This window comes from Flavobacterium resistens, assembly GCF_900182645.1.
Taxonomy (GTDB): domain Bacteria; phylum Bacteroidota; class Bacteroidia; order Flavobacteriales; family Flavobacteriaceae; genus Flavobacterium; species Flavobacterium resistens.
The window spans coordinates 82,473-99,257 of sequence record NZ_FXTA01000004.1 but is presented as its reverse complement, the minus strand read 5'-3'; the positions used below and the strand labels follow the sequence as shown (position 1 = coordinate 99,257).

Annotated in this window: 18 protein-coding genes; 16 read left to right on the top strand and 2 right to left on the bottom strand. The window is 33.1% G+C overall.

The window, feature by feature from the left end; translation table 11 throughout:
* The first annotated feature begins 78 nt into the window (after window positions 1–78).
* From FN795_RS15215 to FN795_RS15200, 4 genes are all read left to right on the top strand, one after another.
* Window positions 79–1,530 (top strand): hypothetical protein, encoded by a 1,452-nt coding sequence (locus tag FN795_RS15215; protein ID WP_142451390.1) that lies wholly within the window; start codon window positions 79–81, stop codon window positions 1,528–1,530.
* 91 nt (window positions 1,531–1,621) lie between these two features.
* Window positions 1,622–2,140 carry a ferritin gene (locus tag FN795_RS15210; protein ID WP_142451389.1) on the top strand — a complete coding sequence of 173 codons (519 nt, stop codon included), beginning with the start codon at window positions 1,622–1,624 and terminating at the stop codon, window positions 2,138–2,140.
* Window positions 2,141–2,221: 81 nt separating this feature from the next.
* Window positions 2,222–2,407, top strand: coding sequence for a hypothetical protein (locus tag FN795_RS15205; protein ID WP_056188713.1), 186 nt, complete (start codon window positions 2,222–2,224; stop codon window positions 2,405–2,407).
* Window positions 2,408–2,491: 84 nt separating this feature from the next.
* Window positions 2,492–3,184: a DUF2461 domain-containing protein gene (locus FN795_RS15200; protein ID WP_142451388.1), complete on the top strand. Its 693-nt coding sequence runs from the start codon at window positions 2,492–2,494 to the stop codon at window positions 3,182–3,184.
* A 71-nt stretch (window positions 3,185–3,255) separates the two neighbouring features.
* On the opposite strand, the gene FN795_RS15195 is transcribed toward FN795_RS15200, so the two are convergent.
* Window positions 3,256–3,579, bottom strand: a complete 324-nt coding sequence (locus FN795_RS15195) for a single-stranded DNA-binding protein (protein ID WP_167498092.1) — start codon at window positions 3,577–3,579, stop codon at window positions 3,256–3,258.
* A 184-nt stretch (window positions 3,580–3,763) separates the two neighbouring features.
* Between FN795_RS15195 and FN795_RS15190 the strand changes: the two genes are divergently transcribed.
* The 5 genes from FN795_RS15190 to FN795_RS15170 are packed head-to-tail and all read left to right on the top strand — an operon-like array spanning window position 3,764 to window position 9,364.
* Complete coding sequence (locus FN795_RS15190) at window positions 3,764–5,293, top strand: bifunctional GNAT family N-acetyltransferase/carbon-nitrogen hydrolase family protein (protein WP_035652749.1); 1,530 nt, start codon at window positions 3,764–3,766, stop codon at window positions 5,291–5,293.
* Entirely contained in the window at window positions 5,290–5,637 is a 348-nt protein-coding gene (locus FN795_RS15185) for a hypothetical protein (RefSeq protein WP_142451386.1), read from the top strand. The genes FN795_RS15190 and FN795_RS15185 overlap by 4 nt, the downstream gene beginning before the upstream one ends.
* Before the next feature lie 10 nt (window positions 5,638–5,647).
* A complete protein-coding gene (locus tag FN795_RS15180) occupies window positions 5,648–8,041 on the top strand; it encodes a M28 family peptidase (protein ID WP_142451385.1) in 2,394 nt (797 codons plus the stop codon).
* A gap of 32 nt (window positions 8,042–8,073) precedes the next feature.
* On the top strand, window positions 8,074–8,943 hold the full coding sequence (locus FN795_RS15175) for a tetratricopeptide repeat protein (RefSeq protein WP_142451384.1): 870 nt from the start codon (window positions 8,074–8,076) through the stop codon (window positions 8,941–8,943).
* Window position 8,944: 1 nt separating this feature from the next.
* Entirely contained in the window at window positions 8,945–9,364 is a 420-nt protein-coding gene (locus tag FN795_RS15170) for an SRPBCC family protein (protein ID WP_142451383.1), read from the top strand.
* Window positions 9,365–9,522: 158 nt separating this feature from the next.
* On the opposite strand, the gene FN795_RS15165 is transcribed toward FN795_RS15170, so the two are convergent.
* Window positions 9,523–9,951, bottom strand: coding sequence for a rhodanese-like domain-containing protein (locus tag FN795_RS15165; RefSeq protein WP_394345180.1), 429 nt, complete (start codon window positions 9,949–9,951; stop codon window positions 9,523–9,525).
* Window positions 9,952–10,065: 114 nt separating this feature from the next.
* Here FN795_RS15165 and FN795_RS15160 point away from each other — a divergent pair, with 114 nt between their 5' ends.
* The 7 genes from FN795_RS15160 (at window position 10,066) to FN795_RS15130 (ending at window position 16,767) form a co-directional block, all read left to right on the top strand.
* Window positions 10,066–10,965 carry a LysR family transcriptional regulator gene (locus FN795_RS15160; protein WP_142451382.1) on the top strand — a complete coding sequence of 300 codons (900 nt, stop codon included), beginning with the start codon at window positions 10,066–10,068 and terminating at the stop codon, window positions 10,963–10,965.
* A complete protein-coding gene (locus FN795_RS15155; RefSeq protein ID WP_142451381.1) occupies window positions 10,953–11,402 on the top strand; it encodes a GNAT family N-acetyltransferase in 450 nt (149 codons plus the stop codon). The genes FN795_RS15160 and FN795_RS15155 overlap by 13 nt, the downstream gene beginning before the upstream one ends.
* A gap of 75 nt (window positions 11,403–11,477) precedes the next feature.
* Window positions 11,478–12,293, top strand: a complete 816-nt coding sequence (locus FN795_RS15150) for a Rossmann-fold NAD(P)-binding domain-containing protein (protein WP_142451380.1) — start codon at window positions 11,478–11,480, stop codon at window positions 12,291–12,293.
* 68 nt (window positions 12,294–12,361) lie between these two features.
* Window positions 12,362–14,239, top strand: coding sequence for a DUF2207 domain-containing protein (locus tag FN795_RS15145; protein ID WP_142451379.1), 1,878 nt, complete (start codon window positions 12,362–12,364; stop codon window positions 14,237–14,239).
* A 79-nt stretch (window positions 14,240–14,318) separates the two neighbouring features.
* Complete coding sequence (locus tag FN795_RS15140; RefSeq protein ID WP_142451378.1) at window positions 14,319–14,795, top strand: methylated-DNA--[protein]-cysteine S-methyltransferase; 477 nt, start codon at window positions 14,319–14,321, stop codon at window positions 14,793–14,795.
* Between the two features lie 90 nt (window positions 14,796–14,885).
* Complete coding sequence (locus tag FN795_RS15135) at window positions 14,886–15,599, top strand: 3'-5' exonuclease (RefSeq protein ID WP_142451377.1); 714 nt, start codon at window positions 14,886–14,888, stop codon at window positions 15,597–15,599.
* A 94-nt stretch (window positions 15,600–15,693) separates the two neighbouring features.
* On the top strand, window positions 15,694–16,767 hold the full coding sequence (locus FN795_RS15130; protein WP_142451376.1) for a winged helix DNA-binding domain-containing protein: 1,074 nt from the start codon (window positions 15,694–15,696) through the stop codon (window positions 16,765–16,767).
* Window positions 16,768–16,785 lie beyond the last annotated feature (18 nt).

Genomic DNA, 16,785 nt, shown 5'->3' with positions numbered 1-16,785 from the left:
TCTTTAAGAGCTTTAAATATTCCTTTGCAAAAAATCATTTTATTTCATTAATTTTGAAAATATATCCACCAAATCCTAATGAAAAAATTACTGCTTCTAGGTCTTTTGCTTTCACAATCTATATTGTTGAGCCAAACTATATTAAATTCTGCTGTTTTAAATTTAAATAAGCCTTATGAAAATGGTCAGCTTATAAATGCTGAAAACACCAAAACCCACGAAGTATATGTTTTTGCTTCTGATAATAAGACTATCAATATTTTAAAATATAGTAAATCACTATTTCTTTCTAATCAATTCAAGGATACTTTACGAAGTGAACAAAAACGAATCCTGATGGGTTACAGTTTTGGTGAAGACAAAAATCCAACATTATATTGGGGTTCTGAAAATCATAAAAATATCCGAATTGTGAAATACAATTTGGAAACCAAAACATCCAGCACTTTAAGTTTTGATTTTCCGGCAAATACAGGAACCATAATCACTTCTTTCCAAAAAAACAATGCTTTTTATGTTCTTTCTAAAGAAAAAGATCAAGAACATTTGCTGTTATTTGAATTCCGAAATGAAAAATGCGAAATAAAAATGTTCAATTTTACTCCTTTTTCTTTTAAGAACGAAAAAGGACAAGGTGTTTCATTCAGTGCGCTTGTTCAGTATCATTATCCAATTGAAGAAATCGAATCTGAAGATTTTTCTTCTTTGGATAAAAGCGAGAAAAAAAGTAAAATGTACGTACAGGATGATCGCATTATCCTGACTTTTGATTACAATTCGAAACATACGCAGGTTTTTAATCTTGATTTGCAGACAAATGAGGTAACAGAAAAAATCTTTGAGACGCCAGAAACTCAGCCATCATCCAAAAGCACAAACTCTTTTTACCTGGAAAACAAATTATATCAAATTAGTGCAAATGCAGAACAGCTTTTATTCAGTATAAAAGATTTTGATTCTGGCAAAAGCATCAAAAATATTTCGGTTTCAAAAAATGATTCGATCACTTTTAAAAACTCACCAATGTTTTTGCAGATTAACGGAGAAAAACCTCAGAAATTAAAAACAACAGCCAAATTTCTAAAACAATTATCGACTGTAAATACAGCACTTTCAGCTTTTAAAAACAAACAAAATATTTTTGTCACTTTTGGCGGATTTGCTTCCTATCAATCTCTGAGTGTAAATTATGGACCAAATGGTTTTCTTGACGGTTTTAATAACGTACAAAATGCAAGCAAAATGGTCTTTTTTGATTCTGCATTAAATCCCAATTTTGAATTTGTAAGCAATACTAATTTAGATCCTTTAGCGATTGACAATCTTAACTATTTCATGAATACTAGCAAAAACATTTCTTTGGTAAGTATTCTAAAATTAACCGATTTTTATATTTTAGGCTATTATGACACAGTCGAAAAAAGCTATATTATGCGCAAATTTACAGATGGTTTTATGGATCAAAACCCAGGAAATCCTATTATGAATAAGTCAATGTTTTCAAAATCTATTCCTTTAAACAGAAATTAATATTGAGAATCCATCCAAATGTCCATTGTTTTAGCCATTTCTAAAAAGTGGAATGAATTATTTTCGTTAATTTTACAAAAAAGACATCATTATGCTATCAAAAAATATTGAAACAGCTTTAAACAAGCAAATTCGCATAGAAGCAGAATCTTCGCAAACTTACCTTTCTATGGCTTGTTGGGCTGAAGTACACGGATTAGAGGGAATCGCTCAATTTATGTACACACAATCAGATGAAGAGCGTGCACACATGCTTAAATTAATTAAGTACGTAAACGAACGCGGAGGACACGCTCACATAACCGATTTAAAAGCGCCAAAAACAAGCTATTCTACTTTTAAAGAAATGTTTGAGGAACTTTATAGTCATGAACTTTTTGTTTCAAAATCTATCAACGAATTAGTGCATATCACTTTTGAAGAAAAAGATTATGCAACACATAATTTCTTACAATGGTATGTTTCTGAACAAATCGAAGAAGAAGCTACAGCTAAATCTATTTTGGATAAAATCAACTTGATTGGTGATGATAAAGGCGGACTTTATTTGTTTGACCGTGATATTCAGCAATTAACAGTTACAAGCTCGATTGCTATCAATCCAAAATAAAAAAGTTAAAGTTTATTTAGAACACTTAAAAATAACTTTTTTGCTATATATTTGCCACTGTTTTTATAATACAGAGGAAAATTGAGCAAGAAAGAAAAAGACAAGGACAAGAAAAAGGATAAAAAGAAAAAGAAGAATAAAGTTATCCTTGAAAACATTAAGAAGTTGGAAAACTGTAAATCTTCTTGCTGTGAGAAATATAAAAAAAGTGAAAAGAAGCGTTGCTCGCGCTGTCCTATGTTTGATTTATTCAAAAAAACTGCTTAACGATATAAAACAAAACCCATCAGATTTCTCTGGTGGGTTTTTTAGTTCTAAATTGCAGCTTGCTTCTGATTTTTAAATTTAATTATGGAAAACAATATTACGATCCCAAAATCTAGTCTTGACTTTTTGGTTCAACTCAAAGAAAACAACAACAAACCTTGGTTTGAAGCCAACAAACCACAATATTTAATCGAATTAAATCATATTGAGAATTTTGCTGGCGCTTTACTAAAAGAACTTTCCAAAACGGATGTTTTAGAAAACACTTCGGGCAAAAAAAGTGTTTACAGAATTTATCGTGATATCCGTTTTTCTAAAGATAAAACCCCTTTTAAACATTTTTGGGGAGGAAGTTATACGCGTGCAACTGCAGCCAGACGCGGCGGATATTATTTTCATTTGGAGAAAGGAAATAGTTTTTTTGCTGGAGGATTTTGGGGGCCAAATGCCGCAGATTTAAAACGAATCAGAACAGAATTTGCATTAGATCCTGAAGCTTTTCAGAAAATATTGAACGCAAAATCTTTCGTCAGCAACTTTGGAACTTTGCAAGGCGAGCAACTCAAAACAAAACCAAAAGGATTCGATGTTGATCATCCAGCAATTGATTTACTGCGTTTCAAACAATTTCTGGTTATAAAACGTTTTACTGACGAAGAAGTATTGAGTTCGCAATTTCTAGAAATGGCTTTAGATGCCTTTAAAAATATGAGACCGTTTTTTGATTATATGAGCGAAGTGCTTACTACTGATATAAACGGCGCTTCTATTTTATAAATATATTCGGCGCAAAATTAAACCCGACAGCTTTTTGAAACTTGTCGGGTTTGACTATTTTTAATTAATGATTATTTACTGAGCAATAAAACATCATTTACAATAACTTCTGTAACATATCTTTTCTCGCCGTTTTTATCATCATAACTTCTATGTGTTAATTTACCTTCAACAGCAATCTCTTTTCCTTTTACTACATATTTTTCAATAATTTCAGCAACTTTTCCCCAAGCGGTTACGCGATGCCATTCTGTTTGCTGCACTTTTTCACCTTTGTCATTTTTGTAATAATCATTTGTTGCGATGGTCAAATGTGCAACCTTTTTTCCTGTTTCTAAAGTCCTGATTTCTGGCTCACCTCCTACGTTCCCAATTAATTGTACTCTGTTTTTCATTTCATTCATGGCTTATACTTTTTAATGTTTTTATAAAAGCGAATCTGTTTTTCAAATTCAACGATGCAAAGATGTATTCACCTTCAAACATTAGTCGGTAGTAAACTATTTACTTTCGATTGTAACTATTTGTAAGCGTTTGTAAATGGAAAAAATTTTGTATATTTGAGATAAATCCTACGATATGCAGACAAAAATCAATAAAGTTGAGCTTCGTAATTTAGAGATCGAAGACTATAAGCAATTAAAAAATTCGATGATTCAATCCTATCCTGAAATGGCAAATTCATATTGGGAATCGAAAGAAATCGAAAAACTATTAGCCATTTTTCCAGAAGGTCAATTGGTCATTTTAGTAGACGGCATAGTGGTAGGATCGGCATTATCTCTTATTGTTGATGAAAAACTCGTTGACAAAAGACACAATTACAGTCAGATTCTAGGTAATTATACATTCTCTACGCACAATATTGATGGAGAAATCTTATACGGAATTGATGTTTTTATTCATCCAAATTACCGCGGTTTGCGCTTGGGTCGACGTTTATATGATGCACGCAAAGAACTCTGCGAACAGCTAAATTTAAAAGCTATTGTTTTTGCAGGAAGAATTCCGAACTACGCACAACATTCTAAAAAATTAACTCCAAAAAATTATATCGAAAAAGTAAAGCATAAAGAACTTTATGATCCAGTGCTTTCTTTTCAGCTAAGTAATGATTTTCATGTTTTGAGAATTATAAAAAATTATCTGGAAGGCGATGAAGAATCAAAAGAATTTGCCGTTTTACTGGAATGGAATAATATTTATTATGATGAAAGTCCGAAGCTAATCAATCTTGAAAAAAGCGTCATCAGATTGGGTTTGATTCAATGGCAGATGCGTCAATTGAATAATCTGGAAGAGTTTTTTGAACAAGCAGAGTTTTTTATTGATGTTGTTTCGGGTTATGGAAGCGATTTTGCCTTATTTCCAGAACTTTTCATTGCTCCATTGATGGCCGATTACAATCATTTATCTGAAGCTGAAGCTATTCGGGAACTTGCCCGATATTCAGACCCCATCAGAAAACGTTTCCAGGAATTTTCCATTTCATACAATATCAACATTATAACCGGAAGCATGCCTCTTATGGAAAATGGCAATTTGTATAATGTTGGTTTTTTATGCAAACGAGACGGAACTTCGGAAATGTATACCAAAATCCATATCACGCCAAATGAAGTGGTGCATTGGGGAATGAAAGGCGGTTCAGAATTCAAAACTTTTGATACCGATTGTGGTAAAATTGGAATTTTAATTTGTTATGATGTCGAGTTTCCAGAGCTTTCAAGACTATTAGCCGATGAAGGAATGAATATACTTTTTGTTCCTTTTCTCACCGATACACAAAATGGTTATACGCGCGTCAAACATTGCTCCCAGGCACGAGCAATCGAAAATGAATGCTATGTTGCCATTGCCGGCTGCGTTGGGAATCTTCCGAAAGTGAATAATATGGATATTCAATATGCGCAGGCATCTGTTTTTACACCTTCAGATTTTGCTTTTCCGAGTAATGGAATTAAGGCAGAAGCTACTCCAAATACAGAAATGACATTAATTGTCGACGTCGATTTAAATTTATTAAAAGAACTTCACGAGCACGGAAGTGTCCACACTTTAAAAGACAGAAGAACAGATTTATATGAAATTAAAAAACTAAATTCATGAAGACTTGCCTCGAATGTTCCGAAAAAATTGTTGGCAGAGAAGACAAAAAATTTTGCTCAGACAGCTGCCGAAATACCTACAACAACAAAATAAATAAAGACAGCACTAATTTTATGCGAAATGTAAACAATAAATTACGCAAAAATTACCGTATTTTGGCTGAGTTAAATACCGAAGGGAAATCGAAAGCAACGAGGGAAAAAATGATAAATAAAGGTTTTGATTTTGATTTCTTTACCAATATCTTGCAGACCAAAACAGGGAATACCTACTATTTCTTGTACGACCAAGGATATCGATCTTTGGATAACGATTATTTTATGCTAGTTAAAAAAGAAATATAGACTATTCATCATGAAAAAAAACCCCACCTCAATTCTTGGATTTCTTTGTGTATTAGGCATTTTGGGCATTATTTATGCCACAATGATGCCACAATATATTTCTCGGGAAGAAGAAGCACTCGCTGAATTCTCGACAGAAAGAGCCTTGAATCAGGTAGAAATAATTGCGCAAAAACCGCATTATGTAGGGTCGACCAATCATGAATTAGTTGCTAATTATTTAATACTTGAACTAAATAGAATTGGTTTAGAAACTTCAGTTCAGGAAGGATTTACACTTAATGACAGAGGTCTTTTGGTAAAATCTAAAAATATTCTGGCGCGTATCAAAGGAACTAATAACTCAAAAGCACTTTTACTTCTTTCACATTACGACAGTGCTCCACATTCTTTTTCAAAAGGTGCCAGCGACGATGCTTCTGGAGTTGCTACCATTCTTGAAGGAATTCGTGCTTTTTTATATGCTAAACAGCCTCATAAAAATGATATTATAATTCTTTTTTCTGATGCAGAAGAATTAGGTTTAAATGGCGCGGCACTTTTTGTAAACAAACATCCTTGGGCAAAAGATGTTGGGTTAGTACTAAACTTCGAAGCAAGAGGCTCATCTGGTCCGAGTTATATGTTGATGGAAACCAACAAAGGAAACAAAGCTCTTGTAAAGGAATTTGCAAATGCAAAAGCGGCTTATCCAGTTTCTAATTCATTGATGTACAGCATTTACAAAATGCTTCCAAATGATACCGATTTAACCGTTTTTAGAGAACAAGGCAAAATTCAGGGTTTCAATTTTGCTTTTATTGACGGGCATTACAATTATCACACACAGCAAGACGACGTACAGCATTTGAATAAAACTACTTTGGCACATCAAGGATCCTACTTGATGCCTTTATTAAAATATTTATCAAATGCCGATTTAAATGCTACTGATTCTACTGAAGACGATGTTTATTTCAGTGTTCCATTTTCTTTCATCAGTTATCCTTTTTCGTGGGTAACACCAATGACGCTGATTGCTTTAGGATTACTTATCCTTTTTATTTTTATCGGAAAAGCCAAACATATCATCAGCTTCAGAGAAATTTTCAAAGGCTTTGTACCACTTTTAGGAGCTGTAGTCATTGCAGGATTAGTGACTTTTTTAGGATGGAAAATTGTTTTGGAAATCTATCCACAATATTCTGATTTATTAAACGGATTCACTTATAATGGCCACGCGTATATTGGCGCATTCGTTACGCTAAGCATAGCTATTTGCTTTGCTTTCTATCATCATTTTTCTGAACCAAAATCATCGATGAATCATTTTGCCACTGCATTGCTGCTTTGGATTATCATAAATGGTTTTATTGCCAATAGTTTGGTTGGAGCTGGTTTCTTAATTGTTCCGGTTTATTTTGGTATAATTTTATTCGGAATTTATGTTCTTACCGGACACAATAGTTTAGCATTAAATCTATTGTTTTCTATCCCGGCTTTAATCATCATTACACCATTTATTGTAATGTTTCCAATTGGTTTGGGATTAAAAATTCTTTTTGGAAGCGCAATACTAACCGTTCTTGCATTTGGCTTACTTCTTCCTGTATTTGGCTCTTTTATTAAAAAAGGAGTTTGGACGATGTTCTTCTTTGCCATTTCAATTGGTTTTTTCATCTATGCGGGTTATCATTCTGGATACGAACACGGAAAAGCAAAATCAAACAGTTTATTATACGTTTATAATGCCAATACCAATTCGGCTGTATGGACAACTTATGATGTTAATTTAGACGATTGGACAAAATCATATTTGGGCGAAAAAAATCAAAAAGCAGTTGGGTTAAATAGTCTTCCGCTTGCCAGCAAATACAATTCTGGTTTTACTTACAGCGCGATTGCTCCTGTTGTTGATGTTCCGAAACCAACAATTTCTTTCCTTAGAGACAGCGTAATAGGCAACAAAAGATATATAAAAATCAGAATAACACCAAACCGAAAAGTAAACCGTTATGACATTTTTGCCAACCCAAAAATGACGTTTTATAACTTTAAGGCAAACGGTGTTGCTACTTCAGGCGAAAAAACCAATAAACTTGAACGAGAAGGTGCAAAAATATTATGTTATTATGTTGTAGGCAATGAACCTCTGGAAATGGAATTCTACATTAACAAATCATCGATTTTTGATATGGATTTAATTGAGAGCTCTTTCGATTTAATGACTAATCCGTTACTTAAAGTCAAACCAAGAAGCGATTGGATGATGCCAACTCCATTTGTATTGAATGATGCTATTTTAGTTCAGCAAAAAATAAAAAGATACACAGCGCCAGTGCCTCAATTACCTGTTGCTCCGGTAACAGACAGTTTAGCCGTTGTGAAAGACAGTTTGAAACCAGCAATTGTTAAACCAGAATAAAAACAAATTCAGCCTAATTTTAATTATTTAAGATGAAAAAAAACTTCTTGCTTTTTTTAACTTTTACAAGCCTTTCAACACTTCAAGCACAGACGGTTGAAGAAAAAATCGCAGCAAAATCCTGTGAATGTTTAGAAAAAAGTTCAAAAATCACAGAAGATGTTTACAGAGATTGTCTCACAAAACCAATGGCCGAACTGATTTTAACAGATAAAGACCCAAAAGTCCGAGAATCGATAAATACAGTTGATGGAATTAAAACCATGATTCTTAAAATTCAAGGTGTCGTTTCTAAAAAATGTCCCAACTTGGTTCCGAGTTTAACGGAAAACAAAGACGATGTTTTTTACGGCGAATCAAAAAATAAAAAAGCGCAGAATTTTTATGTAATTGCGAAAGATTTTATGCAAAAGAACAATTACAAACTGGCTATTGAAAGTTTTCTGCTGGCTCTAAATGAAGATTCAAATTTTGTTCTTGCACTTGATGATATCGCAGTTTCCTACCGACAATTAAATGATTACGATAACGCGATAAAATATTATAAGAAATCATTAGAAGTTTATCCCGAAGGGAATTTTGCTTTGATGAATATTGGCGTTGTTTATACGTTCAAATCCGATTATAAAACTGCAATCAGCTATTATGAAAAACTGATTCAATATCATCCAAATAATGCTGAAGGCTACTTTGGTGCCGGAAAGAACTATTTTCTAATGAAAGACGATGAAAAGGCTTTAGACAATATTTTTATGGCGCATATTATTTATACGAATGAAAATTCAGATTATCAGAAAGATTCTGAGCAAATGCTGGGTGCTATTTACCAGAAGATGAAATCGGAGAACAAAGAAGATTTATTCAAAAAAATTGCAGAGAAAAACAATGTTAAAATAGAATAAAATGGCAACAAATATTTCTACAATCGTTCTGAATGCCCCAATCGAAAAAGTATGGAATGCCTTGACAAAACCTGAATTGGTCAAACAATGGCAATATGGAAGCGACCTCGTCACAAACTGGGAGAAAGGCAGTGAAATACGATTTAGAAATGAATGGGAAGGCCAGGTTTTTGAACAATGGGGAGCAATTTTAGAAGTTGTCCCAAATCAGAAAATCAGTTACTCCTTATTTTTCCCAAGACCGGGATTAGAAGACAAACCGGAGAACTATTTCATCATGAATTATGTTTTATCTGAAGAAAATCAAAAAGTAAAACTCCAAATTATTCAAGAAGACAATCGTCCCGGAGCCGTTCAGGAAGAACCACAAGGCGAAGAAAATCCAATTTTGCAAGGTTTAAAAGCTTTAATTGAGGCTTAAAAATAGGTACTAAGACGCTAAGATTCTAAGGTACTAATTTTTTTTAGCAAACACGTAAAACAACAAAAAGCACTATGAAAATAATGCTTTTTGTTGTTTTAAATATTCTGAGAAACCTTAGTACCTTAGAATCTTAGCATCTTAGAACCTTTAAAGTCTTAACATGCACATTCAATTTTCAATCCTTCTTTCACTCCTTTTGTGCCTTCTGTTGCATAACCGTCAATTTTCCACCATTCTAGTCCTCCAATTAATTCTTTTACCTTAAATCCCAGTTTTGTCATATTTAACGCTCCTTTTGTCGATGCGTTGCAACCAATTCCTGTGCAATAGGTAACATACAAAACGTTTCTGTCTAAATGTTGTGTCGTTTCTAAATTCATTTCGCGATGCGGAATATTAATCGAATTTGGAATATGTTCTTCATCATAACCAAAAGCTCTTCGGGCATCGATCACAATAATATTTTCACCTTCGTTCAAGGCATCAAATAAATCAGAAGGATCCATTTCAAAGGCCAGTTTATTTTCGTAATGTTTGATTTGCGCTTCCATAGTTTGTTGTTTTAAAGGTTTTTGTTTTTCCAAAATTAAAACGGTTTTAGCTTTCATAAAAACGAAAAGAATTCATGCAGAACATTACTTTTTTTCATACAAAAGCCACTCTAAAATTTTGTTACTTTGTGTATTAATAGTCTAAAAATGGAAATACGTCACTTAAAATTGATAAAAGCAATTGTTGAAGAAGGAAGCATCACAAAAGCAATTGACAAACTTCATTTGACACAATCGGCATTGAGTCATCAGCTCAAAGAAGCAGAATATCAATTGGGTACGGCCATTTTTTTGCGAACCAATAAAAAATTGGTTTTGACAAAAGCAGGCGAAAAAATCTACGATTTAGCCAATGAAATCCTGAACAAACTCTCAGAAACACAAACACAAATCAAACAAATGGTTTTTGGTGAATATGGTGAAATCCGAATCAGTACCGAATGTTTTTCCAGCTATCACTGGCTTCCATCAGTTATGAAACAATTTCATTTGCTGTATCCTAATGTCGAATTGAAAATTGTAGCCGAAGCGACTCATATTCCGCTTCAAAAACTTTTGGATAATACTATCGATATTGCCGTTGTAAGCGATACCATCAAAGACAATAATATTAAATACACCGAGCTTTTTCAAGACGAAGTTGTAATGGCAGTTTCTGAAAATCATCCGTGGGCTGATAAAAAATATGTTGTTGCAGAGGATTTTATAAATGAACATTTGATTATTCATTCGCTTCCGATGGAAACCGTAACCATTCATCAATTTCTTTTGGCTCCAGCCAAAGTTTCACCAAAGAAAATAACACCGATGCCACTGACAGAAGCTTCTCTGGAAATGGTAAAAGCCGATATGGGCGTTATGTCAATGGCAAAATGGGCGCTTCAGCCACATCTAAAATCAAGCCCAATCAAAGCGATTAAAGTCGGGAAAAATGGTTTGAAACGAAAACATTTCATCGCAACCCGCGCCAATGAAAATTATCCGGATTATTTCCATCATTTTATCAATTTTCTTCAAACCGAAATTAATTTACAATGGAATATTTAATCCGAAATTGTGAAATCACAGATTTACCTAAACTCTTAGTTTTACTTCAGAAACATGCAGAATTCGAAAAAGCCGAATTTTCATCTGAAGGAAAAGAAGAAAATCTAAAGAATGCTTTATTCAGTGAAAATCCCAAATTATTCTGTTTGGTTGTTGCCACAAAAGAAACAATTGTTGGTTATGTTTCGTATACTTTTGATTTCTCAACCTGGGATGCCTCGACATTTTTATACATGGATTGTTTGTTTTTAGAAGAAGAAGCGCGAAGTTTTGGAATTGGTGAAGTTTTAATTGAAAAGCTCAAGGAAATCGGAACTCAAAACAATTGCGTAAATATTCAATGGCAAACTCCAGAATTTAATGAACGAGCAATTAAATTTTACAAGAGAATTGGTGCAAAAGGAAAAGATAAAGTCCGATTTACGCTAACTTTGTAATCGCAGATTTTTTTAATTGAAATAAAAATCTTTGCTTCTTTGAACCTTTGTAACTTTGCACCTTTAAAAGAAAAAATGACAAAAATAAGTATACTTGGTTGTGGTTGGCTAGGATTTCCTTTGGCAAAAAAACTGATTGAAAAAGGAAATTCGATAAACGGCTCAACAACTTCAGAAAATAAACTTGCAATTTTAAAAGACTCGGGAATAAACCCATTTTTGGTTGCGCTTGAAAGCGAAAGCATATCTGAATCCGTTAATTCTTTTTTATCCGAAAGTGAAATCTTAATTATAGATATTCCGCCAAAATTGAGAGCGGTCGATCCAAACGCTAAAAAGAAAGTTTTTGTCGAAAAAATCAAGAATCTAATTCCGTTTATAGAGAAATCATCTGTTGAGAAAGTACTTTTTGTAAGTTCAACTTCCGTTTACAGCGATGAAAATGATTTCATAAACGAAGAAACCATTCCTAATCCTGAAACAGAAAGCGGCAAACAATTATTTTTGGCTGAAAATATTCTTCTTGAAAACAAAAACTTCCAAACAACAATTTTACGTTTCGGCGGATTAATCGGCGAAGACCGTCATCCTGTAAAACATTTATCAGGAAAAGAAAACCTTGAAAATCCTGATGCTCCAGTAAATTTGATTCATCAAAATGACTGCATCGGTATTATTGAAGAAATCATAAACCAATCAAAATGGAACGAAGTTTTCAATGCCGTTGCACCTTTTCATCCAACAAGAGAGGAATATTATACCCAAAAAGCAAAAGAACAAAATCTGATTTTACCGAAATTCAGTTCTGAAAAATCGAATATTAAAAAGGTTATTTCAAGCGAAAAAATTGAGCAATTTTTAGATTATAAATTTGGATTGGCTGATTATTAAAACTTAGAATTCACAGTTTTTAAAATAAAAACACTATTTTTCCTTCATAAAAATAATTGTTTTTCAACATGAAAAAACTCCGCTTTCTATTTTCAATTTGCTTTTTATTACTTTCATTTTTCCAAAGTTACGCTCAGGACGAAGCTTATTCTTCAGATGAAAATCCCGAAAAGATAAAACAATTTCACGCAGACATTCTCTTAAAAGAAAATGGAAATATTATCGTTACAGAAACGATTAAAGTTTATGCGAAAGGTGAGCAAATCGATCATGGTATATTTAGAGAACTTCCGTTGACGACTGACTCGCCAAAAGTTTCTAAAAATAATTTTTACACTGTTTTAAATGTTACCCGCGACGGTCTCAAAGAATTATATCATATCGATGCAGATAATGAAACATTTAAAATCTATATTGGCGACAAAGATTATTCTCTTCCAGAGGGAACTTACACTTACAAAGTCACCTATGAGGTTGAGGCGCAAACACATTCTTATGATGAATTTGATGAAATTTACTGGAATGTTACCGGAAACTACTGGCAATTTGAAATTGAAAATGTAACCGCAAAAATAATTTTACCAAAATCTGCTAAAGCCTTTCAAACATCTTGTTACACCGGAATTTTAGGTTCGAAAGCACATGAATGCAACTCTAAAATAGTTGACAATTGCATTTATTTTACTTCCAAAAACCTAAAAAAAGAAGAAGGTTTTACTGTTGCAGCAGGCTTTCCAAAAGGAATTGTTCATCAGCCATTTTTCTCTCCTCATTATAAAATGGAAGAATTCTTAGCGCTAGATAAAATACTACTTGCAATCGGTGTGGTTTCGATTTGCTTTGCATTTTATTATTTTTCGTGGAAAAGATATGGTGAAGATCCGTTGTTAAAAAATGAAAACAGCAAAATCGATCTGAAAAACCTCTATTCTGCAACTTCATTACACTACATAAAAGAAAGATATGTCAGTTCGCAAACGCTTTTAATTGCAATAATTAATCTTTCAAAAAAAGGAGCCATTGAAATTTCCGATAACGGAAAAGAAAATTGGGCAGATGGGTTTCAATATTCCCTTAAAAAAGGAAGTATAACGACAAATTTATCCAAAGAAGAAAATGCAGTTTTAAAAGCTTTATTCGAAGAAAATGATTCTTTTGAAATTGATAAAAAAACCTATTTAATCTTTGATAAAGCCAAAGAGGCACTTGAGAAATCGCTTGAAAGCCAATACAATTTAAAAGACTATTTTTCGAGCAATTACAAACAAATTTTAGTAGGTTTTGCAATTACAATTCCGGCATTATTGGGATATTGTTACGTTGCAAAAGGAACCATCTTCTGGGCCGCTATTTCTGGATTTATGTTTCTAATATTGACAATTTTGCTTCTAAGAGGCGCTTTCCTGTCAATTTTGAAAGTTGAATTCGGTGGAATTTTACTTTGTCTCTTCTTTTCTGTTTTTACAGGCGTTTTTTGCTTTGCATCATTTTTTGCAGTCAATGTAGACAAAAGCTATTCTGTCTTGAATTTGCTGGTTCTCTTTCTAGTAATTTTCGGATTTAGTATCTATTTAAGTTTGATAAGCGTTTATACCCAACTCGGAATTGAAACAAAATTTCAAATCAAAAAACTAAAACAGTACTTATTAGATTACAAACCCGAAGAAAATGCAACTTCAATACACATTTATGAAGAAAATTTGCCTTATGCCTTTGCATTAGGAATTGAAGACAAATGGAATCTAAAATTCACTGATATTTTAAAAAAACTGAACTACACCAATAATTGGATAAAAACCTCTGAAGGTTCTTCGGGATTTTCGATTAAAATGATGACACATTTTAGTTCTACCTACAATACATTTTCAAGCAGTTCAAGTAGTGGAAGTTCTGGCGGAGGAAGCTCCGGTGGCGGAGGTGGCGGTGGCGGAGGCGGAGGCTGGTAAAATCTGCATTAAATTGTAAATGAATTTATAGAACATATGGTTCAAAAATATTCGCGAACTTTGTGATTAAATTAAAAAAATGGAAACAGCTTACATCAACTCGCCTTTAGGAATCACCAAAATTGTTGGAGATGAAAATGGTATTGCCGTGATTTCTGTTTCTGATGTTGGCACAAATGAAGTTTCTAAAAAAATCCCAAAAGTTTTAAAGGATGCTGTTTCTCAATTAAATGAATATTTTGAAGGCAAAAGAACTGATTTCGACTTAAAACTGAATCCGCAAGGAACCGAATTTCAACAAAAAGTCTGGAAAGCATTATTGGAAATTCCGTACGGAAAAACAGTAAGTTATATGGATCAGACCAAAAAATTGGGAGATGTAAAAGCAATTCGCGCTGTAGCATCAGCAAATGGAAAAAATCCGCTTTGGATTGTAGTTCCTTGTCATCGCGTTATCGGGACAAACGGATCTTTAACCGGATACGCCGGCGGATTGTCTCGTAAAAAATGGCTTTTGGAACATGAAAGTCCAAGTAAACAGCAAAGTTTATTTTAAAAAATAAGTTAATTCTTATGTAAAGATTGATTTTTTGTACTTTTATAAATCTAAGAAGTCTAAAAATCTAACATCTAAGATGTCTAAATAATGATTGAAAAAATAAACCTCAATAACATTTTATTTCTTGATATTGAAACCGTTCCGGAAGAAGAAAACTTCAATTCGCTTGACGCGGAAATGCAATCGCTTTGGGATTTAAAAACACAATATCAGCGAAAAGATGATTTTACACCGGAAGAATTTTATGATCGCGCCGGAATTTGGGCGGAGTTTGGTAAGATTATCTGTATTTCGGTTGGCTTTTTCACCATCAAAGGGGATATTCGAAACTTTAGAGTAACTTCTTTTTTTGGAGAAGAAAAAAAGATTCTGAAAGACTTTAATAATCTTCTGAATAATCATTTCAATCAGCCGCAGCATCTTTTGTGCGGACATAATGCAAAGGAATTTGATATTCCGTTTATTGCGCGCCGAATGATCATCAACCAAATTGCGATTCCGGACAAACTGAATTTATTTGGGAAAAAACCTTGGGAAATTCCGCATTTAGATACTTTAGAATTATGGAAATTTGGTGATTACAAACATTTTACATCTTTAAAATTATTGACAAAAATTCTTGGAGTTCCTTCTCCAAAAGGCGATATCGACGGAAGTCAGGTGGCGCATGTTTTTTACGTCGAAAAAGATATTGACCGAATTGTAACATATTGCGAAAAAGATACTATTGCTGTTGCCCAGATTTTTCTTCGTTTACGACGTGAAGATTTATTGATTGATGACGAAATTATTCATGTCTGATTTTTTTAAGATGCTAAGGTTCTAAGTTGCTAAGATACTGAGGTTTATTATCATGAACTTATATCACTTAATGGTTTAATAAAAAGTTTTAAAAATGGTTCATTCTGAAATTTCACATCATCGTTTGGTTGCTCAAAAGCTTTATAAATCAAGTCCTTGTTTACCACAGGAAATTGTGAAGCATTTTGGAGCAATGCAGGCTCAGGATTATGCGATGGCAAAATGGGCGATTGGTTCCCGTTGTGATGCGACCGAAAAAGAGATTGAAGAAGCGATAAATTCGGCTAAAATTATTCGGACACATATTTTGCGACCAACTTGGCATTTTGTTTCTGCTGAAGACATTTATTGGATGTTGGATCTTTCTGCGCCACAAGTGAAACGTTTTACAGCTTCTGCAGCCAAAAAATTTGATTATGACGACAAAAAACTAAATCAGGCAAATGTCGCAATTGAAAAACTTTTATCTGGAAATAATCATTTAACGCGTGACGAAATCATGCAGGAACTCAATATCAAAAAAACTTCTAGCGCTGATTTTTTAAGTGCTGCCATTATGATGAATGCCGAATTGGATGGTTTGGTTTGTAATGGAAAAATGAAAGGCAAACAAATCACTTATGCTTTACTTGAAGAAAGAGTTCCGAAGCCAAAAAACAAAATAACAAAAGAAGAAGCTTTAGCAAAACTTGCTCTACGATATTTTGAAAGCCATGGTCCGGCAACTTTGCTAGATTTTTCGTGGTGGTCAGGTTTTCCGCCTACTATTTGCAAAAAAACCATTGATGCAATTATGTTGCAATTAAATAGTATTGAAATCGAAAATAAAAATTATTATTTTGTTAATCAAGGAATTGAAAACGATAACTTCAAGGAAAGCATTCACTTTCTTCCTGCTTTTGATGAAATTTTAATTTCGTATAAAACTCGTGAAGCTTCCTTTTTGGCACAAAATCAATCAAAGGTTTTTACCAATAATGGCATTTTCAAACCGATAATTTTAGAAAACGGAAAAGTAATCGGAATCTGGAAAAGAACGATTAAAAAAGATCATGTCAGAATTGAAGCTGAATTTTTCGACGAAACTGAATCAAGCAAAAAACAGCTTCTTTTCGAAGAAATTAAATCTTTTGAAAAGTATCTGGAAACAAAAATTATTATCGAATAAATAGGATTTTAAGTGAAG

Coding starts and splice junctions, on each gene's coding strand:
- FN795_RS15180 (WP_142451385.1), top strand. CDS start 5,648: ATGAAAAAAAACCCCACCTCAATTCTTGGATTTCTTTGTGTATTAGGC.
- FN795_RS15135 (WP_142451377.1), top strand. CDS start 14,886: ATGATTGAAAAAATAAACCTCAATAACATTTTATTTCTTGATATTGAA.
- FN795_RS15200 (WP_142451388.1), top strand. CDS start 2,492: ATGGAAAACAATATTACGATCCCAAAATCTAGTCTTGACTTTTTGGTT.
- FN795_RS15150 (WP_142451380.1), top strand. CDS start 11,478: ATGACAAAAATAAGTATACTTGGTTGTGGTTGGCTAGGATTTCCTTTG.
- FN795_RS15155 (WP_142451381.1), top strand. CDS start 10,953: ATGGAATATTTAATCCGAAATTGTGAAATCACAGATTTACCTAAACTC.
- FN795_RS15145 (WP_142451379.1), top strand. CDS start 12,362: ATGAAAAAACTCCGCTTTCTATTTTCAATTTGCTTTTTATTACTTTCA.
- FN795_RS15130 (WP_142451376.1), top strand. CDS start 15,694: ATGGTTCATTCTGAAATTTCACATCATCGTTTGGTTGCTCAAAAGCTT.
- FN795_RS15190 (WP_035652749.1), top strand. CDS start 3,764: ATGCAGACAAAAATCAATAAAGTTGAGCTTCGTAATTTAGAGATCGAA.
- FN795_RS15215 (WP_142451390.1), top strand. CDS start 79: ATGAAAAAATTACTGCTTCTAGGTCTTTTGCTTTCACAATCTATATTG.
- FN795_RS15210 (WP_142451389.1), top strand. CDS start 1,622: ATGCTATCAAAAAATATTGAAACAGCTTTAAACAAGCAAATTCGCATA.
- FN795_RS15160 (WP_142451382.1), top strand. CDS start 10,066: ATGGAAATACGTCACTTAAAATTGATAAAAGCAATTGTTGAAGAAGGA.
- FN795_RS15185 (WP_142451386.1), top strand. CDS start 5,290: ATGAAGACTTGCCTCGAATGTTCCGAAAAAATTGTTGGCAGAGAAGAC.
- FN795_RS15195 (WP_167498092.1), bottom strand. CDS start 3,579: ATGAAAAACAGAGTACAATTAATTGGGAACGTAGGAGGTGAGCCAGAA.
- FN795_RS15140 (WP_142451378.1), top strand. CDS start 14,319: ATGGAAACAGCTTACATCAACTCGCCTTTAGGAATCACCAAAATTGTT.
- FN795_RS15175 (WP_142451384.1), top strand. CDS start 8,074: ATGAAAAAAAACTTCTTGCTTTTTTTAACTTTTACAAGCCTTTCAACA.
- FN795_RS15170 (WP_142451383.1), top strand. CDS start 8,945: ATGGCAACAAATATTTCTACAATCGTTCTGAATGCCCCAATCGAAAAA.